The sequence below is a fragment of the Streptomyces sp. NPDC050704 genome (assembly GCF_040654355.1).
Taxonomy (GTDB): domain Bacteria; phylum Actinomycetota; class Actinomycetes; order Streptomycetales; family Streptomycetaceae; genus Streptomyces.
The window spans coordinates 146,243-171,602 of sequence record NZ_JBFAHW010000009.1 but is presented as its reverse complement, the minus strand read 5'-3'; the positions used below and the strand labels follow the sequence as shown (position 1 = coordinate 171,602).

Sequence of the window (25,360 nt, the reverse complement as noted above, 5' to 3'; positions counted from 1 at the left end):
CCGCGGATCTTGACCTGGTCGTCGATCCGGCCCAGGAACTCCAGACCACCGTCCGGCAGCCGGCGCGCCAGGTCACCACTGCGGTAGAGACGCGAGCCGGCCGGACCGTACGGATCAGGCACGAACCGCTCGGCGGTCAGCTCCGGCCGGTTGAGATAGCCACGCGCCACACCAGGACCACCCACATGGATCTCACCCGGCACACCGATCGGCACCAACTGACCGTCCACGTCCAGGAGATGCACCCGGAGGTCGGCGAGGGGGCGGCCGATGGCGTTGCCCGCCTGCGGGTCGAGGTCCTTCCTGGTCAGGCGGTGGTACGTCGTGTGCACGGTGGTCTCGGTGATCCCGTACATGTTCACGAGCGCCGTCCGGGCCAGGCCCAGCCGGTCGGTCCACGGCCGCAGTTCGGAGATCTCCAGCTTCTCGCCCGCGAACACCACGGCCCGCAGGGACAGCTGCTTGACGCGCCGGTCTCCGTCGGCGGCGGCCGCCACCAGTGAACGGAACGCGGACGGCGTCTGGTTGAGGACCGTCACCTCCTGGTCGACCAGGAGGTCGAGGAACTCGTCCGGGGAGCGGGTGACCGTGTAGGGGACGACGACGAGCCGGCCACCGTGCAGCAGGGCGCCCCACATCTCCCAGACGGACACGTCGAAGGCGTAGCTGTGGAACAGCGGCCAGACGTCCGTCTCGTCGAACGCGTAGTGCTCCTGACCGCGCTCCAGCAGCCGCACCACATTGGCGTGGGTCAGCGCCACACCCTTCGGCTTCCCCGTCGAACCCGACGTGTAGATCGTGTAGATCAGGTTCTCCGGACTGCCCACCACTCCCGGATTCGTCTCCGGCAGCCGGGCCAGCGCCTGCGCGTCCGCGTCCAGCAGCAGCAGATCCACATCGAACAGACCGGCATGCCCGGCGGTGGTCACGACGACCGGCGCCTGCGCGTCCCGCACGATGTACGCGATGCGGTCGGCCGGGTTCGCCGGGTCCAGCGGCAGGTAGGCCGCGCCCGACTTGAGGATTCCCAGCAACGCCGGGACCAGCTCGACACCACGCTCCAGACTCAGGCCCACCAGCGACTCCGGACCCACCCCCCGGGCGATCAGGGAATGCGCGATCCGGTTCGCCCGGGCGTTCACCTCCGCATACGTCAGATCGGTGCCCTCGAAGGACACCGCGACCCGTTCCGGCGTCCGCGCCACCTGCTCCTCGAACACCTCATGTACCCGGCGCGTCACCGGCTCCACCGTCCCCGGCGTCAGATCACCGAGCAGCCGCTCGCGTTCGCCCGCCGGGAGGCGGTTCGTCCGGGCGTCACCGTCGGCGTCCTCCGCCATCGCGTCGAGGACCGCCCGGTACATGCCCGCGAGGCGTTCGGCGTGCGCCCTGCCGAGTACGTGGGTGTTGGTGCTGAGGACGATGTTCGTGCCGGTGGCGTGCACGGACAGACCGAACTCGGTCGGGGTCTCACTGATACGCACACCGGAGTCGACCAGTTCGTCGTCGACCTGGTGGAAGTCGACGAAGTTGAACAGCACGTCGATCAGCCGGCCGCCGCGCGCCGCGCGCTGGATCTCCGGGAGCGGGAAGCGGCGGTGCGTCCAGACCTCCAGCTCACGGGCGAAGACCTGGCCGACCAGCTCGCGCCAGGTGCGGGCGGAGCGGTCGTGCCCGAACGGCAGGGTGTTGAGGTGCATGCCGAGCACCCGCTCGGCGCCCGGCGCCTCGGGCCGCGCGTGGGTGACCAGGCCGGTGAAGAAGGCCTGTTCGCCGGTGAGCTGGCTCATCACCTTCAGGTGTGCGGCGTGCAGCACGCTCTTCAGGGACGTGCCGGTCTCCGAGGCCAGGGCCCGCAGGCGCGGCGCGAGGTCGTCGAGGGCGACGAGGACGCGGTGGGACTCGCGGGGCTTGGCCGGTTCGGCGAAGGAGGCGGGCAGTTCGAGCTTGGCGTGCCGCTCGACGACGCCCTCCCAGTACGCCCGGTCGTCGGCGGAGGCCAGCGACTCGGCCTCGCCCGCGATGAAGTCGGCGTACCGCACGGGCGGCTGCTCGTAGGGGTGCGTCCCGCCGGTGTCGCGGAACTCCCGGTAGGCGGTGAGCAGCTCCATGACGAGGGTGGCGTGGCTCCAGCCCTCCAGGATGACGTGCGACTCGGTGACCGACAGCCACCAGGCGCTGTCGCTCTCGATGTGTGCGGCGGTGCGCAGCAGCGGGGCCGCCGACAGGTCGAACAGGGCCGCGCGCTCCTCGGCGACGTACGCCCGCAGCGCGGCCTCCAGCTCCGCCGTGCCGGTGTGCCGCAGGTCGGTCACCGTGAGCGGGGTGTCGACCCGCTCGTGGACGATCTGCAGCGGCACCGAGTATCCGGACGCGGCGACCGAGGTGCGCAGCACGTCGTGGCGGGCCACCACCGAGCGGACGGCCGACTCGAACGCGGCGGGCGCGAACGGGGCGTCGTCCGTGATCCGGAACGAGGTCACGTTGTGGTAGTTGCCGCGGCCCTCGTCGGCCATCAGCTCGACGACCATGCCGGCCTGGATCTGGGAGAGCGGATAGGCGTCGGTGGTGCCCCGGGGCAGCTTCGTCCGGTCGGCCTCGGTGATCAGCTCGTACGGTCGCACGCGTGTCTCCACGTACATGGGGTCCATGGGTTCCTTCCGGCCGTCCAGAAGCTCGGCGAGCCCGGCGACGGTGCGTAGTTCGAAGACCTCGCGGACGGCGACGTCGAAGCCCGCCGCGCGCATCGCGCCGACCAGCGCCACGGCACGGATGGAGTCGCCGCCGAGGTCGAAGAAGCTGTCGTGCGCGCCGGCCCGTTCGGCGCCGAGCACCTCGCGCCAGACGGCGGCGATCCGTTCCTCGACGGGGGTCCGCGGTGCCGTGTACGTCTCGTCGGCGGCGAGGGCGGCGTCCGAGGGCGCGGGCAGGACGCGGCGGTTGAGCTTGCCGTTGGCGTTCAGCGGGATCCGCTCGATCGGCACGTACGCGGCCGGGACCATGTGGTCCGGCAGCTCCCGCGCCAGATGGGCGCGCAACTCCGCGAGTACGGGGGGCTGTTCGCCGGCCGGTACGAAGTAGCCGACGAGGCGTTTGTCGCCGGGGGTGTCCTCACGGACGACGACCACCGCGTCCCGCACCGCCGGGTGCCCGCCGAGCGCGGCGGAGATCTCGCCCAGCTCGATGCGGAAGCCGCGGATCTTGACCTGGTCGTCGATCCGGCCCAGGAACTCCAGACCGCCGTCCGGCAGTCGGCGGGCCAGGTCTCCCGCGCGGTACAGGCGGGCGCCGGGCTCGGTGGCGTACGGGTCGGGCACGAACCGTTCGGCGGTGAGCTCCGGCCGGCCGAGGTAGCCGCGGGCCACTCCCGGGCCGCCGACGTGGATCTCGCCGGGCACGCCCAGCGGCACGATCCGGCCGTTCCGGTCCAGGAGGCAGACCCGCAGGTCGGCGAGGGGGCCCCCGACGGGGCTGCGCGGGGGCGACGCGAGGTCGTCGTCGGTGAGCAGGTGGTGGGTGACGTGCACGGTGGTCTCGGTGATCCCGTACATGTTCACCAGGTCGGTGGTGGCGAGGCCGACCCGCTCCGCCCATGGCTTCAGCTCGGCGACCTCCAGTTTCTCGCCGCCGAACACCACCGTGCGCAGCGCGAGTTCCGCGATGCGCGGGTCGTCGTCCCGGGCGGCGGCGGCCAGTGAGCGGAACGCGGACGGCGTCTGGTTGAGCACCGTCACCCGCTCGGCCACCAGCAGGTCGAGGAAGTCCTCGGGTGAGCGCGCCACCGTCTGCTCGACGACCACGAGCCGCCCGCCGTACAGGAGGGCGCCCCACAGTTCCCACACCGAGAAGTCGAAGGCGTAGCTGTGGAAGAGCGTCCACACGTCCCGCGGGCCGAAACCGAACTGTCCCTCGGTGACGGTGAACAGGCGCAGCACGTTGGCGTGGGTGAGGGTCACGCCCTTGGGCCGGCCGGTGGAGCCCGAGGTGTAGATGACGTAGATCAGGTTCTCGGGGCCCGCGAGCGGGACGGGGTTCGTGCCGGGCTGCGCGTCGAGGAGTTCCGCGTCCGTGTCGAGCAGGACCAGGCCGGCGGTGAAGGAGCCCGCCTGTGCGGACGTGGTGACGACGACCTGGGCGGCGGCGTCCTCGGCGATGTAGGTGAGCCGGTCGGCCGGGTAGGCCGGGTCGAGCGGCAGATACGCGCCGCCCGCCTTGAGGACGCCGAGCAGGACGGCCACCAGGTCGGTGCCGCGTTCCAGGCTGACGCCCACCAGGGTCTCCGGTCCGACGCCCTTGGCGCGCAGCAGGTGTGCGACGCGGTTGGCGCGGGTGTTCAGTTCGGCGTAGGTGAGGTGGGTGGCGCCGAAGGTCACGGCGACGGCGTCCGGGGTGCGGGCGGCCCGCTCCTCGAAGACCTCGTGCACGCAGGCCTCGGGGCGGTCGCCGGGTGTCCGTGGGCTCGTCCAGTCGGCGAGCTGGAGTTCGCGCTCACCGGTCGGCAGGTACACCTCCCTGGCGTCCCCGTCGGCTCCGGCGGCCATCGCCGCCAGGACGGCCCGGTACATCGCGGCCAGGCGCGCGGCGTGGGCGCGGCTGACGCGGTGCGTGTCCGACTTGAGGTGCAGGCGCCCGGCGAGGGTGGTCACGGCGAGTCCGAACTCGATGCCGCCCGCTCCGACTCCGGCCGCCACATCCACCAGATCGGTGTCGACCTGGTGGAAGTCCTGGTAGTTGAAGACGACGTCGACCAGCCGCTGTCCGCCCGCCTGCCGCTGGATCGCGGGCAGCGGGTACTGGCGGTGCGGCCACAGCGCCACCTCGTGGTCGAAGACCTGCCGCACCAGTTCGCGCCAGGTGGCGGCGGAGCGGTCGTGGGCGAACGGCACGGTGTTGACGTACATGCCGAGCACCCGGTCGGCGCCGGGAGCCTCGGGCCGGGTGTCGCCGACCAGGCCCGCGTGGAAGCACTCCTCCGGGGTGAGCTGGCTGAGGACCTTCAGGTGGGCGGCGTGCAGGACCGCCTTGAGGGAGGTGCGGGAGGCGGTGGCCAGGGCTCGCAGGCCGGGTTCCAGGTCGGCCAGTTCGACGCTGACCCGGTACGTCTCCGGCGGGGTGGAGGTGTCGCCCCAGCCCGCCGGCAGCGCGAACGCCGGGTAGGTGTCGAGGGTGTCCTGCCAGTGACCGCGGCTCTCGGCGCTGTCGAGGACGGCCAGTTCGGCCGCGACGGCGTCCGCGAAGCGCACCCGGGGCAGGTCGGGCAGTGCGGGTTCGACTCCGTCGCGCAGGGCGGCGTACACGTCGAGGAGCTCCATCATCAGCGCGTGGTAGCTCCACCCCTCGGTGATCGCGTGGGACTCGGTGAGAGCCAGCTGCCAGGTCTCGTCGCTCGCCACGAACGCGGCGACCCGCAGCAGCGGGGCCGCCGCCAGGTCGAAGTGGTCGGCATGCTCGGCCGCGACGAACTCCCCGACCGTCCGCTCCCGCTCCTCGGTGGTGGCGTCCCGCAGGTCGGTGACGCGCACCGGCACGGTGGCGGTGGTGTGCACCAGCTGCATCGGCACGGAGTACGCGGTCAGCTCGAAGGAGGTGCGCAACACCTCGTGCCGCGCGACGACGGCACGGGCCGCCTCCCGCAGCGCCTCGGCCGAGAACGGCACACCGTCGCGGATCCGGTTCACGCTCACGTTGTGGTACTTGGTGCGGGCGCCGTCGGCGAGCATCTCCACGACCATGCCGGTCTGCACCTGCGACAGCGGGTACGCGTCGTCGAGCCCGCCGGGCAGCAGGGCGCGGTCCGCGTCGGGTACGAGTGCGAACGGCTCGCTCCAGGTGGGTTCGGCCGGGGCCGCCCGCCCGGTGAGGAGTTCGGCGAGCGCGGCGACCGTGCGGGCCTCGAAGACCTCGCGGACTCCGGTGTCGAAGCCGGCCGCGCGCAGCGCGCCGATCAGGGTGACGGCACGGATGGAGTCGCCGCCCAGGTCGAAGAAGCCGTCGTGCACGCCGACCCGGCCGACTCCGAGGACCTCGCTCCACACCGCCGCGACCCGCTCCTCGACGGGGGTGCGCGGCGCGGTGTACGCCTCGGCCGCGGTGTGCGCGGAGCGGTCGGGGGCGGGCAGGGCGCGCCGGTCGGTCTTCCCCGTGGGGCTCAGCGGCACGGCGTCGAGCGGGGTGAACGACGCCGGGACCATGTGGTCGGGCAGCGACGCGGCGAGCAGGTCGCGCAGTTCGGCCGGCTCGGGCAGGGCACCGGGCTCGGGCACGTAGTAGGCGGCGAGGGTGCGTGCTCCGGGCACGTCCTCGCGTACGTCGGCGACCGCCGCCCTCACCAGGGGGTGGGCGGCGAGGGCCGTCTCGATCTCGCCGAGTTCGACGCGGAAGCCGCGCAGCTTGATCTGGGTGTCGGTGCGGGAGATGAACTGCAGGTCGCCACTGGGCAGTTGGCGAACGAGGTCGCCGGTGCGGTAGAGCCGGGTGCCGGGCTCGGTGGCGTACGGATCGGGCACGAACCGCTCGGCGGTCAGGCCCGGGCGGCCGAGGTAGCCGCGGGCCACCCCGATGCCGCCGAGGTACAGCTCGCCGGGGACTCCGGCGGGCACCGGCTGCATCCGGGCGTCGAGCACGTGCGTCGTGAAGGCGGGCATCGGCCGCCCGATCGGCGGGACGGCCGCCCCGGACAGGGGCGCGCTCATGGTGGCGCACACGGTCGTCTCGGTAGGGCCGTACGCGTTGATCATCACGCGGTCCGCGGACCAGGCGGCGACCGTGTCGGGCGGGCATGCCTCACCCGCGACCAGGAGGGTGGTTCCGGCCGGGAGTCCGCCGTCGACGGGCAGCACCGACAGGGCGGTGGGCGGCAGCGTGACATGGGTGACCCGCTGCTCGTGGGTGAGAGCCGCCAGCTCGGGCCCCGGCATCAGCCGCTCGGCGGGCGCGAGGACGAGCGTGGCGCCCGTGAGGAGGGTCTGGGCCAGTTCGGCGAAGGCCGCGTCGAAGCTGATGGAGGCGAACTGCAGCACCCGGCTGCCCGGTTCGATGCCCATGCGGGCGGCCATGCCCGCACCGAGGTTGCCGGTGCCGGCGTGGGTGACCACGACACCCTTCGGCCGGCCGGTGGAGCCGGAGGTGTAGATGACGTACGCGGCGGACGCGGTCCACAGCTCCACGGCGGGTGCCGTGGACGGCTGCCCCGCGATCGCCGCGGCGGTGCCGGGGTCGTCGACGACGACGGTGCGGGCCGTGTGCTCCGGCAGGGCCGGCGCGACGTCCCGCTCGGTGAGCAGCACCGGGGCGGCCGAGTCGTCGAGCATGTACGTGAGACGGTCGGCCGGGTAGGCCGGGTCGAGCGGCAGGTAGGCGCCGCCCGCCTTGAGGATGCCGAGGATGCCGGTGATCAGGTCGGGGCCGCGGTTCATCGAGACCGCGACGACCGTCTCGGGTCCGACGCCGAGTCCGGCGAGGTGGTGCGCGAGCCGGTTGGCGCGGGCGTCGAGCTCCGCGTACGTCGTCTCGCCGTCCTCGTGGGCCAGCGCGACCGCGTCCGGGGTGCGTGCCGCAAGCGCGGCGAACTGCTCGGGGACCGGGCCCTGTGCGGCGGGTGCGCGCCGCGTCGTGACGGTCAGCGACTCCCGCTCCTCCGGCGGCAGATACGCGGCCCGGGCGTCGCCGTCCGGGTTCGCGGCCATCGCTTCGAGGACCGTGCGGTAGAGCCCGGCGAGACGCTCGGCGTTCGCCTGGCTGAGCGCGTGCGTGTGGCTGCTGAGGCCCAGGTGGCCGCCGAGGACCGACACATGCAGGCCGAACTCGGTGGCCGCGTCGTGCACGGCCGCACCGAAGTCGACGCGCTCCGTGTCGACCTGGTGGAAGTCCAGATAGTTGAAGACCACGTCGATGAGCCGCTCGCCGCCGGCCAGCCGCTGCACGGCGGGCAGCGGGTAGCGCCGGTGCGGCCAGGTCGCGGCCTCCCGGGCGAAGGTCCGCTGCACCAGCTCGCGCCAGGTGCGGGCGGAGCGGTCGGCGGGGTGGGGCAGCGTGTTGAGATGCATGCCGTAGACGCGCTCGGCGCCCGGGGCCTCCGGACGGCCGTGCGCGACGATGCCCGTGAAGAAGTGCTCCTCGTCGGTGAGCTGGCTCATCACCTTCAGGTGCGCGGCGTGCAGCACGCTCTTGTAGGAGACGCGCGCCGCGGCCGCCAGCGCCCGCAGCGGCCGCTCGACGCCGCTCAGGTCCACCCGGGCCCTGGAGACGGAACGCGGGGTGTCCGGGGCATCGGCCCAGGACGCGGGCAGTGCGAACGGCGCGTGCGTGTCGACGGTCCGCTGCCAGAAGTCGCGGTCCTCGTCGGCGGCCAGGGAGTCCAGTTCGCCGGCGATGAAGTCGGCGTACCGGACGGCGGGGGCCGTGTAGGGCCCGGGGGCACCGGTGTCCCTGAACTGCCGGTAGCAGTCGAGGAGTTCCATCAGCAGGGAGTGGTGGCTCCAGCCCTCGGTGACCAGGTGCGGCTGGGTCAGCACGAGCTGCCAGGAGGTGTCGTCCTCGACGAGCGCGGTGATGCGCAGCAGCGGCGCGGCGGACAGGTCGAAGAGCCGGGTGCGCTCCTCGGTACGGCAGGCCCCGATCGCCTCGGTGCGGGCGTCCGCGCCGTCCAGGTCCCGCAGGTCCCGCACCGTCACCGGGACGTCGGCGTGCGTGTGCACGTACTGCATGGGCACGGAGTGGGCGGTCAGCTCGACGGAGGTGCGCAGGATGTCGTGGCGTGCGGTGAGTGTGCGGGCGGCGGCGCGCAGGGCGACGACGTCGAGCGGCAGGCCGTCGCGGATCGGGAAGAGGCTGACGTTGTGGTACTTGTTTCCGCCCTCCTCCGCGAGCATCTCGACCGCCATGCCCGTCTGCACCTGGGACAGCGGGTACGCGTCGTCGAGTCCGCCGGGCAGGTGCCCGCGGTCGGCCGCGGGCACCAGGGCGAACGGTTCGACACCCGTGTCGGCGGCCTCGGGCGCGGGACGCCCGGTCAGCAGCTCGGACAGCCGGGCGACGGTTCGGTACTCGAAGACGTCCCGCACCCCGATGTCGAAGCCCTCGGCGCGCAGTGCGCCGACCAGGGCGACGGCACGGATGGAGTGCCCGCCGGTCTCGAAGAAGTCGTCCTCGACACCGACGGTCTCCCGCTCCAGGACGCGCCGCCACACGGTGGCGATCCGCTCCTCGGTGTCGGTGCGCGGGGCGACGTACCCGTCATCGGCGGTGCCGGCGGCTTCGGCGGTGTCCGGCGTGGGCAGGGCTCGGCGGTCGATCTTGCCGTTGGCGTTGAGGGGCAGGGCTTCGAGAGGGGTCAGCGTGGCCGGGATCATGTAGTCGGGCAGCCGGGCGGCGAGGTGCTCGCGCACGGTCTCGGCGGGGGCGTCGGCGGGTGCGTAGTACCCGGCGAGTTCGCCGTCGAACGTGGTCACGTGGGCGTCGCGGATGTCGGGGTGGCCGGCGAGGACGGCCTGGATCTCGCCGAGTTCGACGCGGTAGCCGCGGATCTTGACCTGGTCGTCGATCCGGCCCAGGAACTCCACGTTCCCGTCCGCGAGTTGGCGCACCAGGTCACCGGTGCGGTACAGCCGCGCGCCGGCAGTGGTGCCGTACGGGTCGGGCACGAACCGCTCCGCGGTCAGGTCCGGACGGCCCGCGTATCCGCGCGCCACACCGGTGCCGCCGACGTACAGCTCCCCGGTGACCCCGACCGGGACCGGCTGCAGGGCCGCGTCCAGGACGTACGTCGTCATGTTCGGCAGCGGACGCCCGATCGGCAGCACATCGGCACCGGTGTCCTGCGGGACCTCGTAGACGGTGGTCCCCACCGACGCCTCGGTCGGCCCGTACTCGTTGATCAGCCGCACCTCCGGAGCCAGCGCCCGCCAGCGCTCCAGCATCGCCCGGGTGAACGCCTCCCCCGCCACCACCAGGACGGGCGCCAACGCGGCGGCCTGTTCCGCGGTGAGCTGCTGGGCCAGGACGTCCAGGTGCCCCGGCGTCAGCTTGACGAAGCTGAACGGTGAGGCGTCGGCCAGGTACTTGCCCAGGTCCGCCATGTCGACGTCCTGGCTCACGGTGTGCACGGTCTGGCCGGTGACCAGGGGCGCCCACAGGTTGGGGACGACCAGGTCGAAGGCGACCGAGGAGAACAACGGGGCGCCTCCCCCGCCCTGCGAGGCCAACTCCCGCGCGGCCCAGGCGACATGGTTGGCCAGACCCCGGTGGGAGACCTCGACGCCCTTCGGCGTTCCCGTCGAACCCGAGGTGAAGATCACGTACGCCAGCCGGTCCAGGTCCTCGGACCTCGCCGGGGCGGTGGTGGGCAGGCTGATGAGAGCCCGCACGGGGATTTCCGTGAGGGTCACCGGAGCTCCGGACAGCTCGCGCATGGCGGCGACGCGGTCGGCGGGGTGGGACGGGTCGACGGGCACGTAGGCGCCGCCCGCCTTCCAGACCGCCAGTAGAGCGGTCAGCAGGTCCGGGCCGCGGTCCAGCCGGACCAGGACACGCGACTCGGCCCCCACCCCCAGACCACGCAGGTGATGCGCCAACTGATTGGCACGGCAGTCGAGTTCGCCGTACGAGAGCGTGCCGCCCTCGTGGCGGACCGCCACGGCCCCCGGAGTGCGGGCCGCCTGCTCCTCGAAACGCCCAAGGACGGTGACGGCCTCGGCCCCGTACGAGGTGTCGTTCCACTCGGTCAGCTGCCGCTCCCGCTCCCCCGCCGGCAGGAAGGCCAGGCGGGCGTCACCGTCCGGGTCCGCCGCCATGGCCTCCAAAACGAGGCGCAGCATGGCCGCCAGGCGGTCCGTGCCGCTGCGGCTGAGGGCCTTCGGGGACGCCGTGAGGACGAGGTGGCCGACGCGGGCCGAGACGCCGAGCGGGAACTCGGTGGGGCTGTCGTCGATGCTCGCCAGGTAGTCGACCTGCTCGCGGTCGACCTGGTCGAAGTCGTGGTAGCTGAACCGCATGTCGATCAGCCGCTCGCCGTCGGCGAATTCACGCTGGATGACGGGCATCGGGAAGGTGCGGTGCGGCCACAGCTCGATCTCGCGGGCGAAGACCTGCCCGACGAGTTCGCGCCAGGTGGCGGCCGTGCGGTCGTACGCGAACGGCAGGGTGTTCAGGTGCATGCCGTAGACGCGGTCGGCGCCGAGCACCTCGGGCCGTGCGTTGCACACCAGGCCGGTGAAGAAGCGGTCCTCCTCGGTGAGCATGCTGAGCGTCTTCAGGTGCGCCGCGTGCAGGACGCTCTTGAACGAGGCGCCCGCCTTCGTGGCCAGGGCGCGAAGCCGGTCCTCCAGGTCGTGGAAGGGCACCGGCACGCGGTACGGGGCGCCGGTGTCCCCGGGGTCGCCGCGCCACGGCACGGGGACCGTGAGCCGGGCGTTGCCGTCGACGACGGACCGCCAGTAGGCGCGGGTCTCCTCGGAGGCGAGCACGTCCAGCTCGGCGGCGATGAAGTCGGCGAAACGGACGGCGGGCCGGGCGGACTCCACGGACTCCCGGGGCTCCGCGGACTCGCCGGGCTCCCCGGACTCCGAGAACTCCGCCCGCGTCGCCGGCTCCGCCACGGCGTCGGCCGGCTCCAGGCCGTCCCTGATCCGCCCGTACTCCTCCAGGACCTCCATCAGCAGGGAGTGGTGGCTCCAGCCGTCGAGGATCGCGTGGCACTCGGTGTTGGTGATCCACCAGCTGCCGTCGCGCGTGACGTGCGCGTACAGGCGCAGCAGCGGCGGCGTCGCCAGATCGAACAGCTCGGAGCGTTCCTTGTCCGTGAACTCCCGCAGTGAGGCGAGGAGTTCGGGACCCTCCAGCTGGGACAGGTCGCGGGCGCCGACGGGCATCTCGGCGATGGCGTGGACCAGTTGGAGGGGTACGGAGTAGCCGGTGAGGTCGACGGAGGTGCGCAGGGCCTCGTGGCGGGCCACGACGGCCGCGGCGGCGCCGCGCAGGGCCTGGAGCGAGAAGGGCCGCCCGTCGCGGATCCGGAACGAGGTGACGTTGTGGTAGGGGTGCTTGCCGTCGTCCGTCAGCATCTCGACGACCATGCCGAGTTGCACCTGGGAGAGCGGGTAGGCGTCGGCGAGGCCCTCGGGCAGCCGCTCCCGGTCCGCGTCGGACAGCAGCGCGAACGGTTCGACCGTGCGGTCGGGGTCCGCCGGGGCCGGGCGCCCGGTGACCAGTTCGGCGACGCGGGCGACCGTGCGGTACTCGAAGACGTCGCGCACCGCCAGGTCGTAGCCGATCGCGCGGAGCCGGCCGACGAGGGCGACGGCGCGGATGGAGTGGCCGCCGAGGTCGAAGAAGCCGTCCTCGACGCCGACCCGGTCCAGGCCGAGGACGTCGGCCCACACCTCGGCGATGCGCTCCTCGGTGACGGTGCGCGGGGCGACATGTCCGGTCGCGCCCAGGGCGTCCTGGCCGGGGGCGGGCAGGGCGCGTTTGTCGAGCTTGCCGTTGGTGGTCAGCGGCAGCGCGTCGAGGGCGACGAACGCCGACGGGACCATGTACTCGGGCAGTTGAGCGGCGAGGTGTGAGCGCAGCTCCCCCGGGGCGGGGGCCGCGTCGGCGGCCGCCGTCAGGTAGGCGACGAGGCGTTTGTCGCCTGGGGTGTCCTCACGGACCAGCACGACGGCGTCACGGACCTGAGGGTGTGCGGCCAGCGCGGTCTCGATCTCGCCCAGCTCGATACGGAAGCCGCGGATCTTGACCTGGTCGTCGATCCGGCCCAGGAACTCCAGACCACCGTCCGGCAGCCGGCGCGCCAGGTCACCACTGCGGTAGAGACGCGAACCGGCCGGACCGTACGGATCGGGCACGAACCGCTCCGCGGTCAGCTCCGGCCGGTTGAGATAGCCACGCGCCACACCGGGACCGCCCACATGGATCTCACCGGGCACACCGATCGGCACCAACCGACCGTCCGCGTCCAGGAGGTACACCCGCAGGTCGGCCAGCGGGCGGCCCACGGGGTTGCCCGCCTGCGGCTCCAGGTCCCGGTCGGTCAGGCGGTGGTAGGTGGTGTGGACCGTCGTCTCGGTGATCCCGTACATGTTGACCAGGGCGATCCGGTCCAGGCCGAACCGGTCGGTCCACGGCCGCAGTTCGGAGATCTCCAGCTTCTCGCCCGCGAACACCACGGCCCGCAGTGCCAGTTCGGCGTCGGTGCCGATCAGCGAGCGGAACGCGGAGGGCGTCTGGTTGAGCACCGTGACCCGCTCCCGCACCAGCAGGTCCAGGAACTCCTCGGGTGAGCGGGTGACGGCGTAGGGGACGACGACGAGCCGGCCGCCGTGCAGCAGGGCGCCCCACATCTCCCAGACGGACACGTCGAAGGCGTAGCTGTGGAACAGCGGCCAGACGTCCGTCTCGTCGAACGCGTAATGCTCCTGACCGCGCTCCAGCAACCGCACCACATTGGCGTGGGTCAGCGCCACGCCCTTCGGCTTCCCCGTCGAACCCGACGTGTAGATCGTGTAAATCAGGTTCTCGGGACTGCCGGGGACGGCCGGGTCCGACTCGGGCCGCGCGGCCAGGGTTTCGGCGTCGCCGTCCAGGAGCAGCAGGTCGACGTCGAAGAGGTGCGCGTACTCGGAGGTGGTCACCACGACCGGCGCCTGCGCGTCCCGCACGATGTACGCGATACGGTCGGCCGGGTTCGCCGGATCCAGCGGCAGGTAGGCCGCGCCCGACTTGAGGATTCCCAGCAGCGCCGGAACCAGCTCGACACCACGCTCCAGACTCAGGCCCACCAGCGTCTCCGGACCCACCCCCCGGGCGATCAGGGAATGCGCGATCCGGTTCGCCCGCGAATTGACCTCCGCATACGTCAGGTCGGTGCCCTCGAAAGACACCGCGACCCGTTCCGGCGTCAGCGCCACCTGCTCCTCGAACACCTCGTGCACCCGGCGCGTCACCGGCTGCGGGTCCTCCGGGGCACCCAGCAGCACGGCCCGTTCGGCGTCGTCGAGGATCTCGTACGAGGAGACCGGCGCGCCGGGGTCGGCGGTGATGCCGGTGAGCAGGCGCAGCAGGTGGCCGCGGAAGCGTTCCACGGTGGAGCGGTCGAACAGCGCCGTGGCGTACTCCAGATGCCCGGTGAGCGAGCCGTCCGTCGCTTCGCGGATCTGGAGGTCCAGGTCGAACTTGGCGACCCGGCCCGCGCCCTCGAACGGCGCCACCTCGACGCCGGGGAACGCGAACGACGAGCCGCGCTCACCGTGCATCGTGAAGGCGGCCTGGAACAGCGGAGTGCGGGAGAGGTCGCGCTCGGGGCTCAGGGCTTCGACGACCTGGGCGAAGGCGACGTCCTGGTGGTCGTAGGCGTCCAGCACCGTTGCGCGGGTGCGGGCCAGCAGGTCGGTGAAGGCGGGATCGCCGGAGAGGTCGCCGCGCATCACCAGGCTGTTGATGCCGTAGCCGATCAGCCGCTGGAGCTCGGGGCGGCCGCGGCCGGAGACCACCGTGCCGACCGCGATGTCCGTGCGGCCGGTGTAGCGGGCCAGCAGGGTCTGGTAGGCGGCGAGGAACAGCATGAAGGGCGTGCTGTCGTGCCGGGCGGCCAGCTCGCGCAGCCGCGTCGCCAGCGGGGCGGGGATGTCGAACGGCACGGCGGAACCGGCACCGTCGCGTACGGCGGGGCGCGGCCGGTCGGCGGGCAGGTCGAGCGGTGCGAGGTCCGCCAGACGCTCTCGCCAGTAGCCGAGTTGGCGGTCGACGACCTCACCGGTCAGCTCGGCGCGCTGCCAGGCCGCGTAGTCCGCGTACTGCACGGCGAGCGGGGCCGGCGTGGAGCCCGCGTACAGCTCGCTGAGTTCCTGGCCGAAGACACCGGTGGACCATGCGTCGCAGGCGATGTGGTGGAAGACGACGGCGAGGATGTGCTCGTCGTCGGCGAGCCGGATCAGCCGGGCCCGCACCGGCCGGTCCTGGCCGAGGTCGAAGGGACGGGCCAGGTCCCCCTCGACGAGGGCACGGGCCGCGTCGTCGTCGGCGGCCTCCGACCGGTCGAGGGGCAGGGGGCGCGGCGCGTCGACGAGCTGGGCGGGTTCGTCACCCTCCAGGACGTAGCGGGTGCGCAGGATCTCGTGCCGCTCCAGCAGGCTCTGCCAGGCCCGGTCGAGCGCGTCGGTGTCGAGGGCGCCGCGCAGTCGCAGCACCAGCGGGACCAGGTACTCGGGGCTGTCCGGCTCCAGGCGGCTGAGGAACCACATCTGCTGCTGGCCGTACGACAGCGGCAGCGGGGCGGCTCGGTCGGCGCGGGGGATCTCCGGCCGGCGGTCGGCGGTGCCGCGCCGGCCCGCGAGGCGGCGGCGCAGCAGCTCGGCGCGGAGCGCGTCGGCATCGGTGCCCGACAGAACGGGCTTCTCCATTTCCCCGGTGCTCATGCCTTGTGCTCCTTCAGCGAGGGGTTGTCCGTGAGGTCTGCGGTGTGGGCGGGATCCGCGCCGGTGGCCGTGAGGTCCGTCTCGTCGAGGAGGTCGGCGTCGGAGAGCGCGGCGATCTGCGCCGTGACGCGCTCCTCGACGGCGGTCGCGAGCCGGGCGACCGTGGGCCCCTCGAAGACCGTGCGGACGGCGAAGTCGACCTCGAACTCCTGCTGGATGTGCGAGATCAGACGGATCGCGAGGATCGAATTGCCGCCGATGTGGAAGAAGTTGTCGTGGGCGCCGGCCTGGACGCCGAGCAGCTCGGTCCAGATCTCGGCGATGCGCTCCTCGACGAGGCCGCTGGGTGCGGTGTACCCCTCGTCGTCGGCGGTCCCCCCGGGCGCGGGCAGGGCTGACCGGTCGACCTTGCCGTTGGCGTTGACCGGGATCGTGTCGAGCACGGTGAACGTGGCCGGGATCATGTACTCGGGCAGGCGGGCCGCGCAGTGGCCGGCGAGGTCGGGAAGCGGAGCCCCTGCGTCGGCGTCGGCGGGCACCACGTGGGCCACCAGCCGCGGTTCGCCGTTCTCGGGCCGGTGCACGGTGACGACGGCGTCGCGGATGTCGGGGTGGCCGGCGAGGACGGCCTGGATCTCGCCGAGTTCGATCCGGTAGCCGCGGATCTTGACCTGGTCGTCGATCCGGCCCAGGAACTCGATGTCCCCGTCCGGCAGATGACGCACCAGGTCACCGGTGCGATAGAGACGTGCACCGGCGGTGGTGCCGTACGGGTCGGGCACGAACCGCTCCGCGGTCAGGTCCGGACGACCCGCATACCCGCGCGCCACACCCGTACCGCCGACATACAGCTCACCGGTAACCCCAACCGGGACCGGCTGCAGGGCCGCGTCCAGGACGTAGGTCGTCATGTTCGGCAGCGGACGCCCGATCGGCAGCACACCGGCATCGGCATCGGCCTCGGCATCCGCGTCCTGCGGAACCTCGTAGACCGTGGTCCCCACCGACGCCTCGGTCGGCCCGTACTCATTGACCAACCGCACCTCCGGAGCCAGCGCCCGCCAGCGCCCCAGCGTCGCCCGGGTGAACGCCTCCCCCGCCACCACCACGACCGGCGCCAGCGCACCCGCCTGCGCCGGGGTGAACTGCTGGGCCAGGATGTCGAGATGGCCAGGCGTCAGCTTGACGAAGCTGAACGGTGAGGCGTCGGCCAGGTACTTGCCCAGCTCGGACAGGTCGGTGTCCTGCGGCAGCAGGAACAGCCGCTGCCCGGTGACCAGGGGCACCCACAGGTTGGGAACGACCAGGTCGAAGGCGACCGAGGAGAACAGGGCGGCGCCGCCGTAGTCCTGGTCGGCCAGTTCGCGGGCCGCCCAGTCCACGTGGTTGGCGAGACCCCGGTGGGTGACCTCGACGCCCTTGGGCCGGCCGGTCGAACCCGAGGTGAAGACCGTGTACGCGAGCCGTCCCGCGTCCCTGGTCCGCGCGGGCGCGGTGGCGGGCCGTCCGGCGATCGCGTCGGCGTCCGTGTCCAGGAGGAGCAGACGCGCGTCCGCGGAGGCGAAGCGGCCGGCGTACGCGGAGGTCGTCACGGCGGTGCGCACGCCCGCCGTCCCGCACATCGCCGCGATGCGCTCCGCGGGGTGGGACGGGTCCATGGGCACGTAGGCGCCGGACGCCTTCCACACCGCCAGCAGGGCGGTGACCAGCTCGGGCCCGCGGTCGAGGAGCACCGCGACCCGTGACTCGGCGCCCACGCACAGGGTGCGCAGATGCTGTGCCAGCCGGTTGGCGGCGGCGTCGAGTTCGCCGTACGTCACGGTCTCGGCGCCGAAGGTCAGGGCGGTGCGCCCCGGGGCGGTGCGGGCCTGCTCCTCGAAGCGTTCGAAGACGGTCCGCTCATCGCCCTCGAACGCCGTGTCGTTCCAGTCGGTGAGCAGCCGGCGGCGCTCCTCGGGGGCGAGCAGTTCGACGGCTCCGAGGGGGGTGCCGGGGTGCCGGGCGACCTGCTCCAGCAGGGTGAGGAAGTGACCGGTCATGCGCTCGGCGGTGGCCCGCTCGAACAGCGAGGTGGCGTATTCGAGGACGCCGTCGAGGGAGCCGTCGGGGCTCTGCCGCATGAACAGCGACAGGTCCGTCTTCGCCACCTGCCAGGCCTCGGTGAACGCGGCGAGGTCCGCGTCGTCGGTGACGACGCTGGTGACGCCCTCGCTGTGCAGGTCGAAGGCCACCTGGTAGAGCGGGGTGCGGGACAGGTCGCGCTCGGGCTGGAGTTCGTCGACGAGCCGCTCGAAGGGCAGCTCCTGGTGGACGAACGCCGCGCGGGCCGCGTCGCGGACCCGGCCCAGGGCCTCGGCGAAGGTCATGGAGGCGGTGAGGCCGCAGCGCACGACCAGGGAGTTGAGGAAGAACCCGACCATGTTCTCGGTCTCGGGCCGGGTGCGGCCGGCCACGGGGGTGCCGACCGGGACGTCCCACTGGCCTGTGTAGCGGGCGACCAGGGTGGCGTACGCCGTCAGCAGCGTCATGAACGGCGTGGCACCGTGCGAGCGGCCCAGGTCCGTCAGCTCGGCGGCGAGTCGGGGGGCGACGCGGAACGGTACGACCGCGCCGCGCGGATCGCGGACCGCGGGGCGGGGGCGGTCGGCGGGCAGGTCGAGCGGGGTGATGCCGTCGAGGGCGCCGCGCCAGTGAGCGAGCTCCTGTTCGACCACGTCGTCGGTGAGCCGGGCGTCCTGCCACGAGCCGTAGTCGGCGTACTGGAGGGGCAGGTCCGGGAGGCCGGGCTCACGGCCGGCCTCGTACGCCGCGCACAGCTCGCGCAGTTCGCGCTCCAGGAGCACCGTCGACCAGCCGTCACAGGTGATGTGATGCATCGTCAGCAGAAGCAGGTGGTCCTCGCCGGGCCTGCGGGCCAGCAACGCCCGCCACAGTGGCCCTTCGGCGAGGTCGAAGCCCTGCTCGAACCGCTCGCCGAAGAGCGCGGCCACCGCGTCCGGCGTGGTGTCCACGACGCGCAGCCCGACACCGGTGGTGCCGGGCGCGTCGATGACCTGACGCGGCTCGCCACCCCTGTCCACGTACCGGGTGCGCAGCGGCTCGTGCCGTGCGGCCAGCGCGTCGAGGGCACGCTCCACGGTCCCGGCGTCCAGCGAGGCGGGCAGTCTCAGGAACAGCGGCGCGACCCACTCGGGGCTCCCGGGATGCATCCGGTCGAGAAACCAGAGACGCCGCTGGCCGGAGGAGAGGGGAAGGTCGCCGTCACGCGGGACGGCCGTGATCTCCGGCCCGTCGTCCACGTCCACGGCGTCGGGGCCCGGCTCGCGGACGGCGTCACGGCCGTGCGCCGGCCGGGTGGCGGTCGCTTCGGCGGCGGTGGCGTCGGTGGCGGTCTCCCCCGTGGCCGGTGTTCCTTCGAGGGGCTCGGCGGGGAGCGTGATCAGCCTGGCCTGGGTCTCGACCGTCGTCGCCGCGAACAGGCCGCGCAGGGACACCTTCTCGCCGGATGCGGCGCGCAACCGGGCGGCGAGCCGGGTCAGTTGGAGGGAGGTGCCGCCCAGGGCGAAGAAGTCGTCGCGCGCACCGACCCGGTCGAGGCCGAGCAGGTCCGCCCAGACGCCCGCGACGAGTTCCTCCGCCGCGCCGCGCGGGGCGGTGAAGGCAGGCTGCTCCGCCGCGACGATCTCGTCGGGGCTGGGCAGCATGGCCCGGTCGACCTTGCCGTTGGACAGCAGCGGGAGGGCGTCGAGGGTGTGGAAGAAGGAGGGAACGTGGCTGTCCGGCAGCCGCTCGGCCAGGAAGCCGCGCAGGTCGGCCGTGTCCAGCGGCCCGCTCACGGTGAGATGCGCGGCCAGCCGCTTGCCCCCGTCGCCGGCCTCGTACGGCGTGACCACCGCGCCGGTGACGGCCGGGTGCGCGGCGAGGGCCGCCTCGACCTCGCCGGGCTCGATGCGTACGCCGTTGACCTTCACCTGGTGGTCGAGGCGGCCCAGGTACTCCAGGGTGCGGTCGGAGCGCCAGCGCACCTGGTCGCCGGTGCGGTAGAGACGGGCGCCGGGCTCGGTGGCGTACGGGTCGGGCACGAATCGCTCGGCGGTCAGGTCGGAGCGCCCCGCGTAGCCGCGCGCCACCCCGGGGCCGCCCGCGTACAGCTCGCCCGGAACGCCGAGGGGCACGGGGGTGCCGTCCGGGCCGAGGACCAGGACCCGCATGCCCGGCAGCGGACGCCCGATGGGTACGGGACCGGCGGTGAGGCCCGGATCGACGGGCTGCGCGGTGACGTCGATGGAGCACTCGGTGGGACCGTAGGTGTTCCAGACCTCCAGCTCAGGACCGGTCCGCTCGCGCAGCCGCACGACGAGCCCGGCGTGCAGGGCCTCGCCCGCCGAGAAGAGCAGCCGCAGCGAACCGCAGCCGCTCCAGTCGCCCTCGTCGACGAGCAGCCGCAGTACCGAGGGCACGACCTGGAGCACGGTGACGCCGTGGTCGGCGACCGCGCGCAGCAGCGCGGCCGGGTCGCGCTCGGCGCCCGCCGGGGCGAGCACGACGGTGCCGCCGGCGACCAGGGGCGCGAAGATCTCCCAGCCGGCGGCGTCGAACCCGATGGTGGTCTTCTGCAGGACCCGGTCACCCGCCCCGAGCGCGTGCCGCTCCACCGTCCAGCCGACCCGGTGCGCGATGCCCTCGTGGGTGACGGCCACCGCCTTGGGGCGGCCGGTCGAGCCCGAGGTGAAGATGGCGTACGCGACATTGGCCGGGTCCGCGGGGGCCAGCGGGGCGGCGGTCCCGGAGCCCCCGGTGTCGTCCGGGCCGGCCGGGACCTCCTCCGGTCCGATGCGCCGGGCGCCCGCGTCGCGTACCGCGCCCTCCAGGGCCGGGCCCGCGAGCACCAGACGTGCCCCGGCCTCCCGGACCAGGCCGGACAGGCGGGCGGGCGGCTGGGCCGGGTCGAGCGGGACGTATCCCGCGCCCGCCCGCCACACGCCCAGCAGCGCGACGACCAGATCGACGCCGCGGGGCAGGCTCACCCCGACGAGCGTCTCCGGCCCCACACCCAGGTCCCGCAGGTAGCGGGCCATGCGCAGGGACGCACGGTCCAGCTCCCCGTACGTCACCGCCCGGTCGCCGTCGATGACGGCGGCCGCGTGCGGGGTACGGAACGCCTGCTCGGCGAAGCGTTCCGAAAGCAGTTCTGCGTTCACGGTAACTCCTGTCACGGACCTGGGCGTTGGGGTGGGCGGACGGGCTCAGGCGGCGGAGGACTCGTGCATGCGGCGGCGCAGGCTCAGCGGGCGCATGTCGGTCCACACCTCGGCGATCCGCGCCAGGCACTCCTCGCGGCTGCCCTCGGTGCCCTCGGCGTGCCAGCCGGCCGGCAGGTCACGCCCGGCGGGCCACAGCGAGTACTGCTCCTCGTCGTTGAACACCACGCGCTGGACGGGGCCCTCGGTCTGCTCGGTGCTCTGCTGCGGTGTCTGCTGTGCGGTCACGGAGAACTCCTTGATCGATACGGTGGTCGGCCGGCCGACGGAGGCGCCGGTCGGCTGGGCAGTTGGTCAGGAAGTCAGGCGGTCAGGAAGTCGTCGACGCGGACGCCCAGGCCCCGCCGTCCGGCCTCCTCGCGCACGAACTCGGCGAGCGCCATGTCGAGCACGCCGAGGCCGAACGGGGAGAAGACGACGGGCCGGTCCGCCTCGCGGCGCAGGGAGGCCGTGCCGCGCAGCAGGGCGCCGAGCGGCGCGGCGACGAAGTCGCGGTTCCCGGCGGCCTGTTGGGCGAGGTCGAGGGAGGTGCGCTCGCGGCAGACGTGGTCGGCGTCGTCGACGACGTTGACCGCGCCGAGGATCGACCCGACGGTCAGGTCCCGCAGTGAGATGTGCAGCACGGTGGTGTCCGGGCCGCACGCCGCGAGGTCCAGGTGCGGGGTCGCGGCGGTGGTGGCGAGGGAGATGAGGCGGTGTCGGCCGAGCGCCGCGGTCAGGTCGGTCACCGGGTACGCCTTCACCCCGGGCGCCGCCTCGGCGCACCGCTCGGCGAACGCCTCGGCGCGGGCCGGGTCCGTGTCGTACAGGGCGGCCTCGCGCAGACCCGGCAGGGCCGCGGCCAGGAAGCGCAGGATCTCCAGGCTGATCACGCCGCAGCCGATCAGCAGGACGGTGGCGGGCGGGTCGTCCGTGGTGAGTTCCCGGGCGGCGAGCGCCGCGCTCGCGGCGGTCCGGCGCGCGGAGACGACCGCGCCCTCGACGAACGCCGTCGGACGCCCGTCGACGAGGGAGTTGAGCACGATGGCGGCGCTGGCCCGCTCGGTGCCCGCCGCCACGTTGCCGGGGAAGGAGGCGATCCACTTCATTCCGGCGACGGGCCGTTCGCCGCCGCGGTAGGCGGGCAGGCCGATGATCCGGTCCCGGCCGTGCCGCTCCTCGGGGAAGCGGAGGAACGTCGAGTGCGGCAGGGACGTCCGCCCCTCGTCGTGCAGCCGGTAGGTGTCGGCGACGAGGTCGATGATCTCCGTCTCCCGGCCGGACAGGACGTCCGTCACATCGGATCGCCGGAGAATCAGCATGGGGGTTCCCTCTCTGCGGGGTGAACGGGTGCGTGCGCCGAACCTGTTGACCCTGCGATGGTGCGAGGGCGCGCTATATGCGGCCTATACGGCCCGTACGGCCTCGATGTCGTACAGCTCGGTGCCCCTGAGCAGCGGTTCCTGCCGTACGTGGACGGTGAAGCCCCGGTCGTGCAGGATCCGGCGGACCTCGGCCAGCCGGCCGTCCTCGTCGTGGACCTCGGCGACGACGGCACGGACGAGGGGCCAGTGCGGCTCCTCGATACCCCGCAGCACGTCGAGTTCGGCCCGTTCGACGTCGACCTTCAGCAGGTCGATCCGCTCGATGGCGTGTCGCCTGACCAGTTCGGAGGCGGTGACGGCCGGCACGGAGAACTCGACTCCCTCGTGCAGCCCTTCGACGAGTTCCTCGGCGTCCGCCGGCTCGACGCCGCTGTTGCGCAGGAAGGCCAGGGTGATCCCGTCGTCGGCATGCCGGTCGGCGTACAGGCCGGAGTTGCCCGGCGCGTCGGGGTAGTAGGTGAAGCTCAGCCGGCCGGGGCGGTCGGAGACGGCCGCGCACTCCGCCCGCCAGCCGGGTTCCGCGTGGTCGGCGAGGTTGCGCCGCAGGCAGGTGTGCGGTTCGGGGGCGGGCTCGGCGGCGACGACACGGATGCCGGGGCAGGTGCGGGCGCAGTGCACCGACATGAGGCCGATGTTGCCGCCGATGTCGAGGAGGGTGTCGCCGGGCCGCAGCCGCCGCGCCGCCCGGTCGTAGGCACCGTCCGGCCCCATTTCGCGCCACATCGCCACGGCGGCGGGCCCGTTGGTGCACCAGACGGCGGGCCCGCCGGGCAGTTGCTGCCGTACGGGGCCCGCACCGCCGGGGCTTTCCTCATCGGTCATCACGCACCTCCCAGAGAGAGCAGGAAACGCAGGTCGTCGTCGGCCACGAGCCCGATGTCCGCGGCCCTCGTGCCGGGCGCGTCGAGAGAGGCGTCGATCAGGCGGTGCCAGGTGTCGCGGAAGCGCTCGACGGTGGCCGCGTCGAACAGGTCGGTGTTGTAGCGCAGGACCGCCCGGAATCCCCGGCTGTCCTGGAGAACCTCCACGGTCAGGTCGAGCTGGCCCTCCTGCTGCGGTACGTCGCACAGTTCGGCGCGCAGCCCGCCGAGCCGGACCGGTCCCTCGTAGAGCCCGGGAACCGGCAGCCGGTCCGCGGCGACGAGGGTGCACGAGATGCGGAAGAGCGGACCGCGGTCGGCCGGGCCCTTGATGAGTTCGACGGGATGCCGGGCGTGGGCCAGGCCGCCGCGCAGCTGTCGCTGTGCGGCCTCGACGGTTTCCAGGAGCGTGGTGGCCGGACCGAACCGGCCGGCGACGGGCAGGGCGTTGACGTAGTAGCCGACCGCCTCCCGGCTCCGCGGGGTGAACCGGGTGGTGACCGGGCAGCCGATCAGGAAGCCGTCTCCCGCGCCGGAGCGGTGCAGCGCGGCCTGGAACGTGCCGAGCAGCCAGGCGAACGGGGTGAGCGCGCGCTGCGCGGCGACCCCGCGCAGCCGGGCGGCGGTGCGGTCGGGCAGTGCCAGCTCGACGGTGGCGCCGTTCAGGGTTCGCTGCGCCGGGCGCGGCCGGTCGGTGGGCAGCGCGGCGGCGGCGAGCCCCGCGCACACCTGCCGCCAGTACGCGGCTGCCCGGGCCCCGCGCGGTGAGGTGACGAACTCCCGTTCCGTACGGACCTGTTCGTCCCATGTGCCGCCGTCGGACGGGGCCGCGGGCCGGCCCGGCCCGCCCGCCGTGCGTGCCCCGTACTCGGCGAACAGGTCACGGACCAGCAGCCACTGCGAGGTGGCGTCGCTGACGAGGTGATGGGTGGCGGTGACCAGCACGGCGTCGTCAGGAGCCCTGCGCAGCAACACCGCCCGGAAGGCGCCCTCGCCGGCGAGCCGAAACGGTTCCTCGCCGGCTCGCCCGGCGAGGAGGAACAGTCCGTCGTCGTCGGCCTCCGGCACCTCGCGAACGTCGAGCCGTACCGCCTGGGCCGGGACCGTGACCCGTTCCGGGCCCTGCTCGGTGGCGGGGAAACGGGAGCGCAGCAGTTCGTGCCGTCGTACCAGCGCGGTGAGCGCCTCCTGGAGCACATCGGTGCGGACGGGGTCGCGCAGACGCACCGCGAGGACCACGTTGTACGCGGGACTGTCCGGGTCCAGTTGATGGGTGAGCCAGAGCCCTTCCTGGCCGGCGGAGAGAGGCATGGGGACGGAATCGGGCACGAGCGGTCAGTCCTTCCAGAGATGCGCGACGTCGCCGAAGTTCTGGCTCACCCAGTCATCGGAATAGATGGTGTCGAGATAGCGGTCACCGCCGTCCGGGAAAATGAGGACGCAGTTGGATCCCTCCGGAATTCGGTGTCTGAATTTCCACAGCGCGGCGACGGTCGCTCCGGAGGAGCCGCCCGCCAGGACCGCTTCCCGGCCGATGAGCCGGCGGCAGGCGACGACACACTCCAGGTCGGAGATGTGCACCACCTCGTCGGCCGCCGACGGGTCCATCAGCGGGGGAACCACCGACGCGCCGTGTCCCGGGATGAGGCGCTGTGTCGACTCGAGGCCGAAGATCGCGCTGCCCAGGGCGTCCACCGCGACGATGGTGGTGGTCAGGCCGCGGGCCCTGATGTGGTCGCGGCAGCCGCGCAGGGTACCGAAGGTGCTGACCGAGCTGAAGAGGAAGTCGACCTCCCCGTCGAGGGCTTCCTCGATCTCCCGCATGGTCGTCTCGTGCGCCTTGGGGTTGAGCATGCTCGCGTACTGGTTGGGCCAGTACGCGTCCGGAGTCCCGGCCACCAGTTCGCGCACCCGGCGCAGCCGGACCGGCAGGAACTCGCCGGTCAGCTCGTCGCGTTCGGTGACGATCTCGACCTCGGCCCGGAAGGCGTTGAGGATGGCGAGGTTCTGCTCGGTGGTCTTGCCGTCGACCACGCAGATGAAGCGCAGGCCGAAGTAGCGGCAGATCTGGGCGAGTCCGACGGCCAGATTGCCCGAGCTGGACTCGATGATGACCGAGCGGCCGGGCTCCACCACGCCGCTCCGGATGGCCCCGAGCAGCATGCCGAGAGCGGAGCGGTCCTTGATGCTGCCGCCCGGATTGAACCTCTCGATCTTCCCGAAGACTCGGGAGCCGAAGTCCGGCAGCAGTCTTTCCAATTCCACTAGTGGGGTGTTTCCTACGGTCGACAGAATGCCTGGGAACGGTTTCTCGGGCACGACTGCCCCTTCCCGAAGAGTCACTGCGAGACAACACAGAATTGACCTCGGAATTCTCTGCCGGACCGCTATCACGCCCCTATACGGAAATGCCCGCGCGGACATGCGGCCCGGGCCGTCCGATGGTGTTCGGACGGCCCGGGCCT

The 25,360-nt window shown here is 72.9% G+C and carries 7 protein-coding genes; all 7 read right to left on the bottom strand.

Annotated elements, in window-relative coordinates; translation table 11 throughout:
- Positions 1-15,410, bottom strand: a 15,410-nt coding sequence (locus tag AB0I18_RS07455) for an amino acid adenylation domain-containing protein (RefSeq protein WP_363104426.1), incomplete at its 3' end; no start/stop codon positions are given.
- Positions 15,407-20,611 (bottom strand): amino acid adenylation domain-containing protein, encoded by a 5,205-nt coding sequence (locus tag AB0I18_RS07450; protein WP_363104425.1) that lies wholly within the window; start codon positions 20,609-20,611, stop codon positions 15,407-15,409. The genes AB0I18_RS07455 and AB0I18_RS07450, both read right to left, overlap by 4 nt.
- Before the next feature lie 45 nt (positions 20,612-20,656).
- Positions 20,657-20,899, bottom strand: a complete 243-nt coding sequence (locus AB0I18_RS07445) for an MbtH family NRPS accessory protein (RefSeq protein WP_363104424.1) — start codon at positions 20,897-20,899, stop codon at positions 20,657-20,659.
- Between the two features lie 74 nt (positions 20,900-20,973).
- A complete protein-coding gene (gene sbnB, locus AB0I18_RS07440) occupies positions 20,974-21,972 on the bottom strand; it encodes a 2,3-diaminopropionate biosynthesis protein SbnB (protein WP_363104423.1) in 999 nt (332 codons plus the stop codon).
- Between the two features lie 84 nt (positions 21,973-22,056).
- Positions 22,057-22,857 carry an FkbM family methyltransferase gene (locus AB0I18_RS07435; RefSeq protein WP_363104422.1) on the bottom strand — a complete coding sequence of 267 codons (801 nt, stop codon included), beginning with the start codon at positions 22,855-22,857 and terminating at the stop codon, positions 22,057-22,059.
- The gene (locus AB0I18_RS07430; protein ID WP_363104421.1) at positions 22,857-24,224 is read right to left on the bottom strand and encodes a condensation domain-containing protein; all 1,368 of its coding nucleotides are present in this window, start codon (positions 24,222-24,224) and stop codon (positions 22,857-22,859) included. Before AB0I18_RS07430 ends, AB0I18_RS07435 begins: the two co-directional genes overlap by 1 nt.
- Before the next feature lie 6 nt (positions 24,225-24,230).
- The gene (gene sbnA / locus AB0I18_RS07425) at positions 24,231-25,214 is read right to left on the bottom strand and encodes a 2,3-diaminopropionate biosynthesis protein SbnA (RefSeq protein WP_363104420.1); all 984 of its coding nucleotides are present in this window, start codon (positions 25,212-25,214) and stop codon (positions 24,231-24,233) included.
- Positions 25,215-25,360 lie beyond the last annotated feature (146 nt).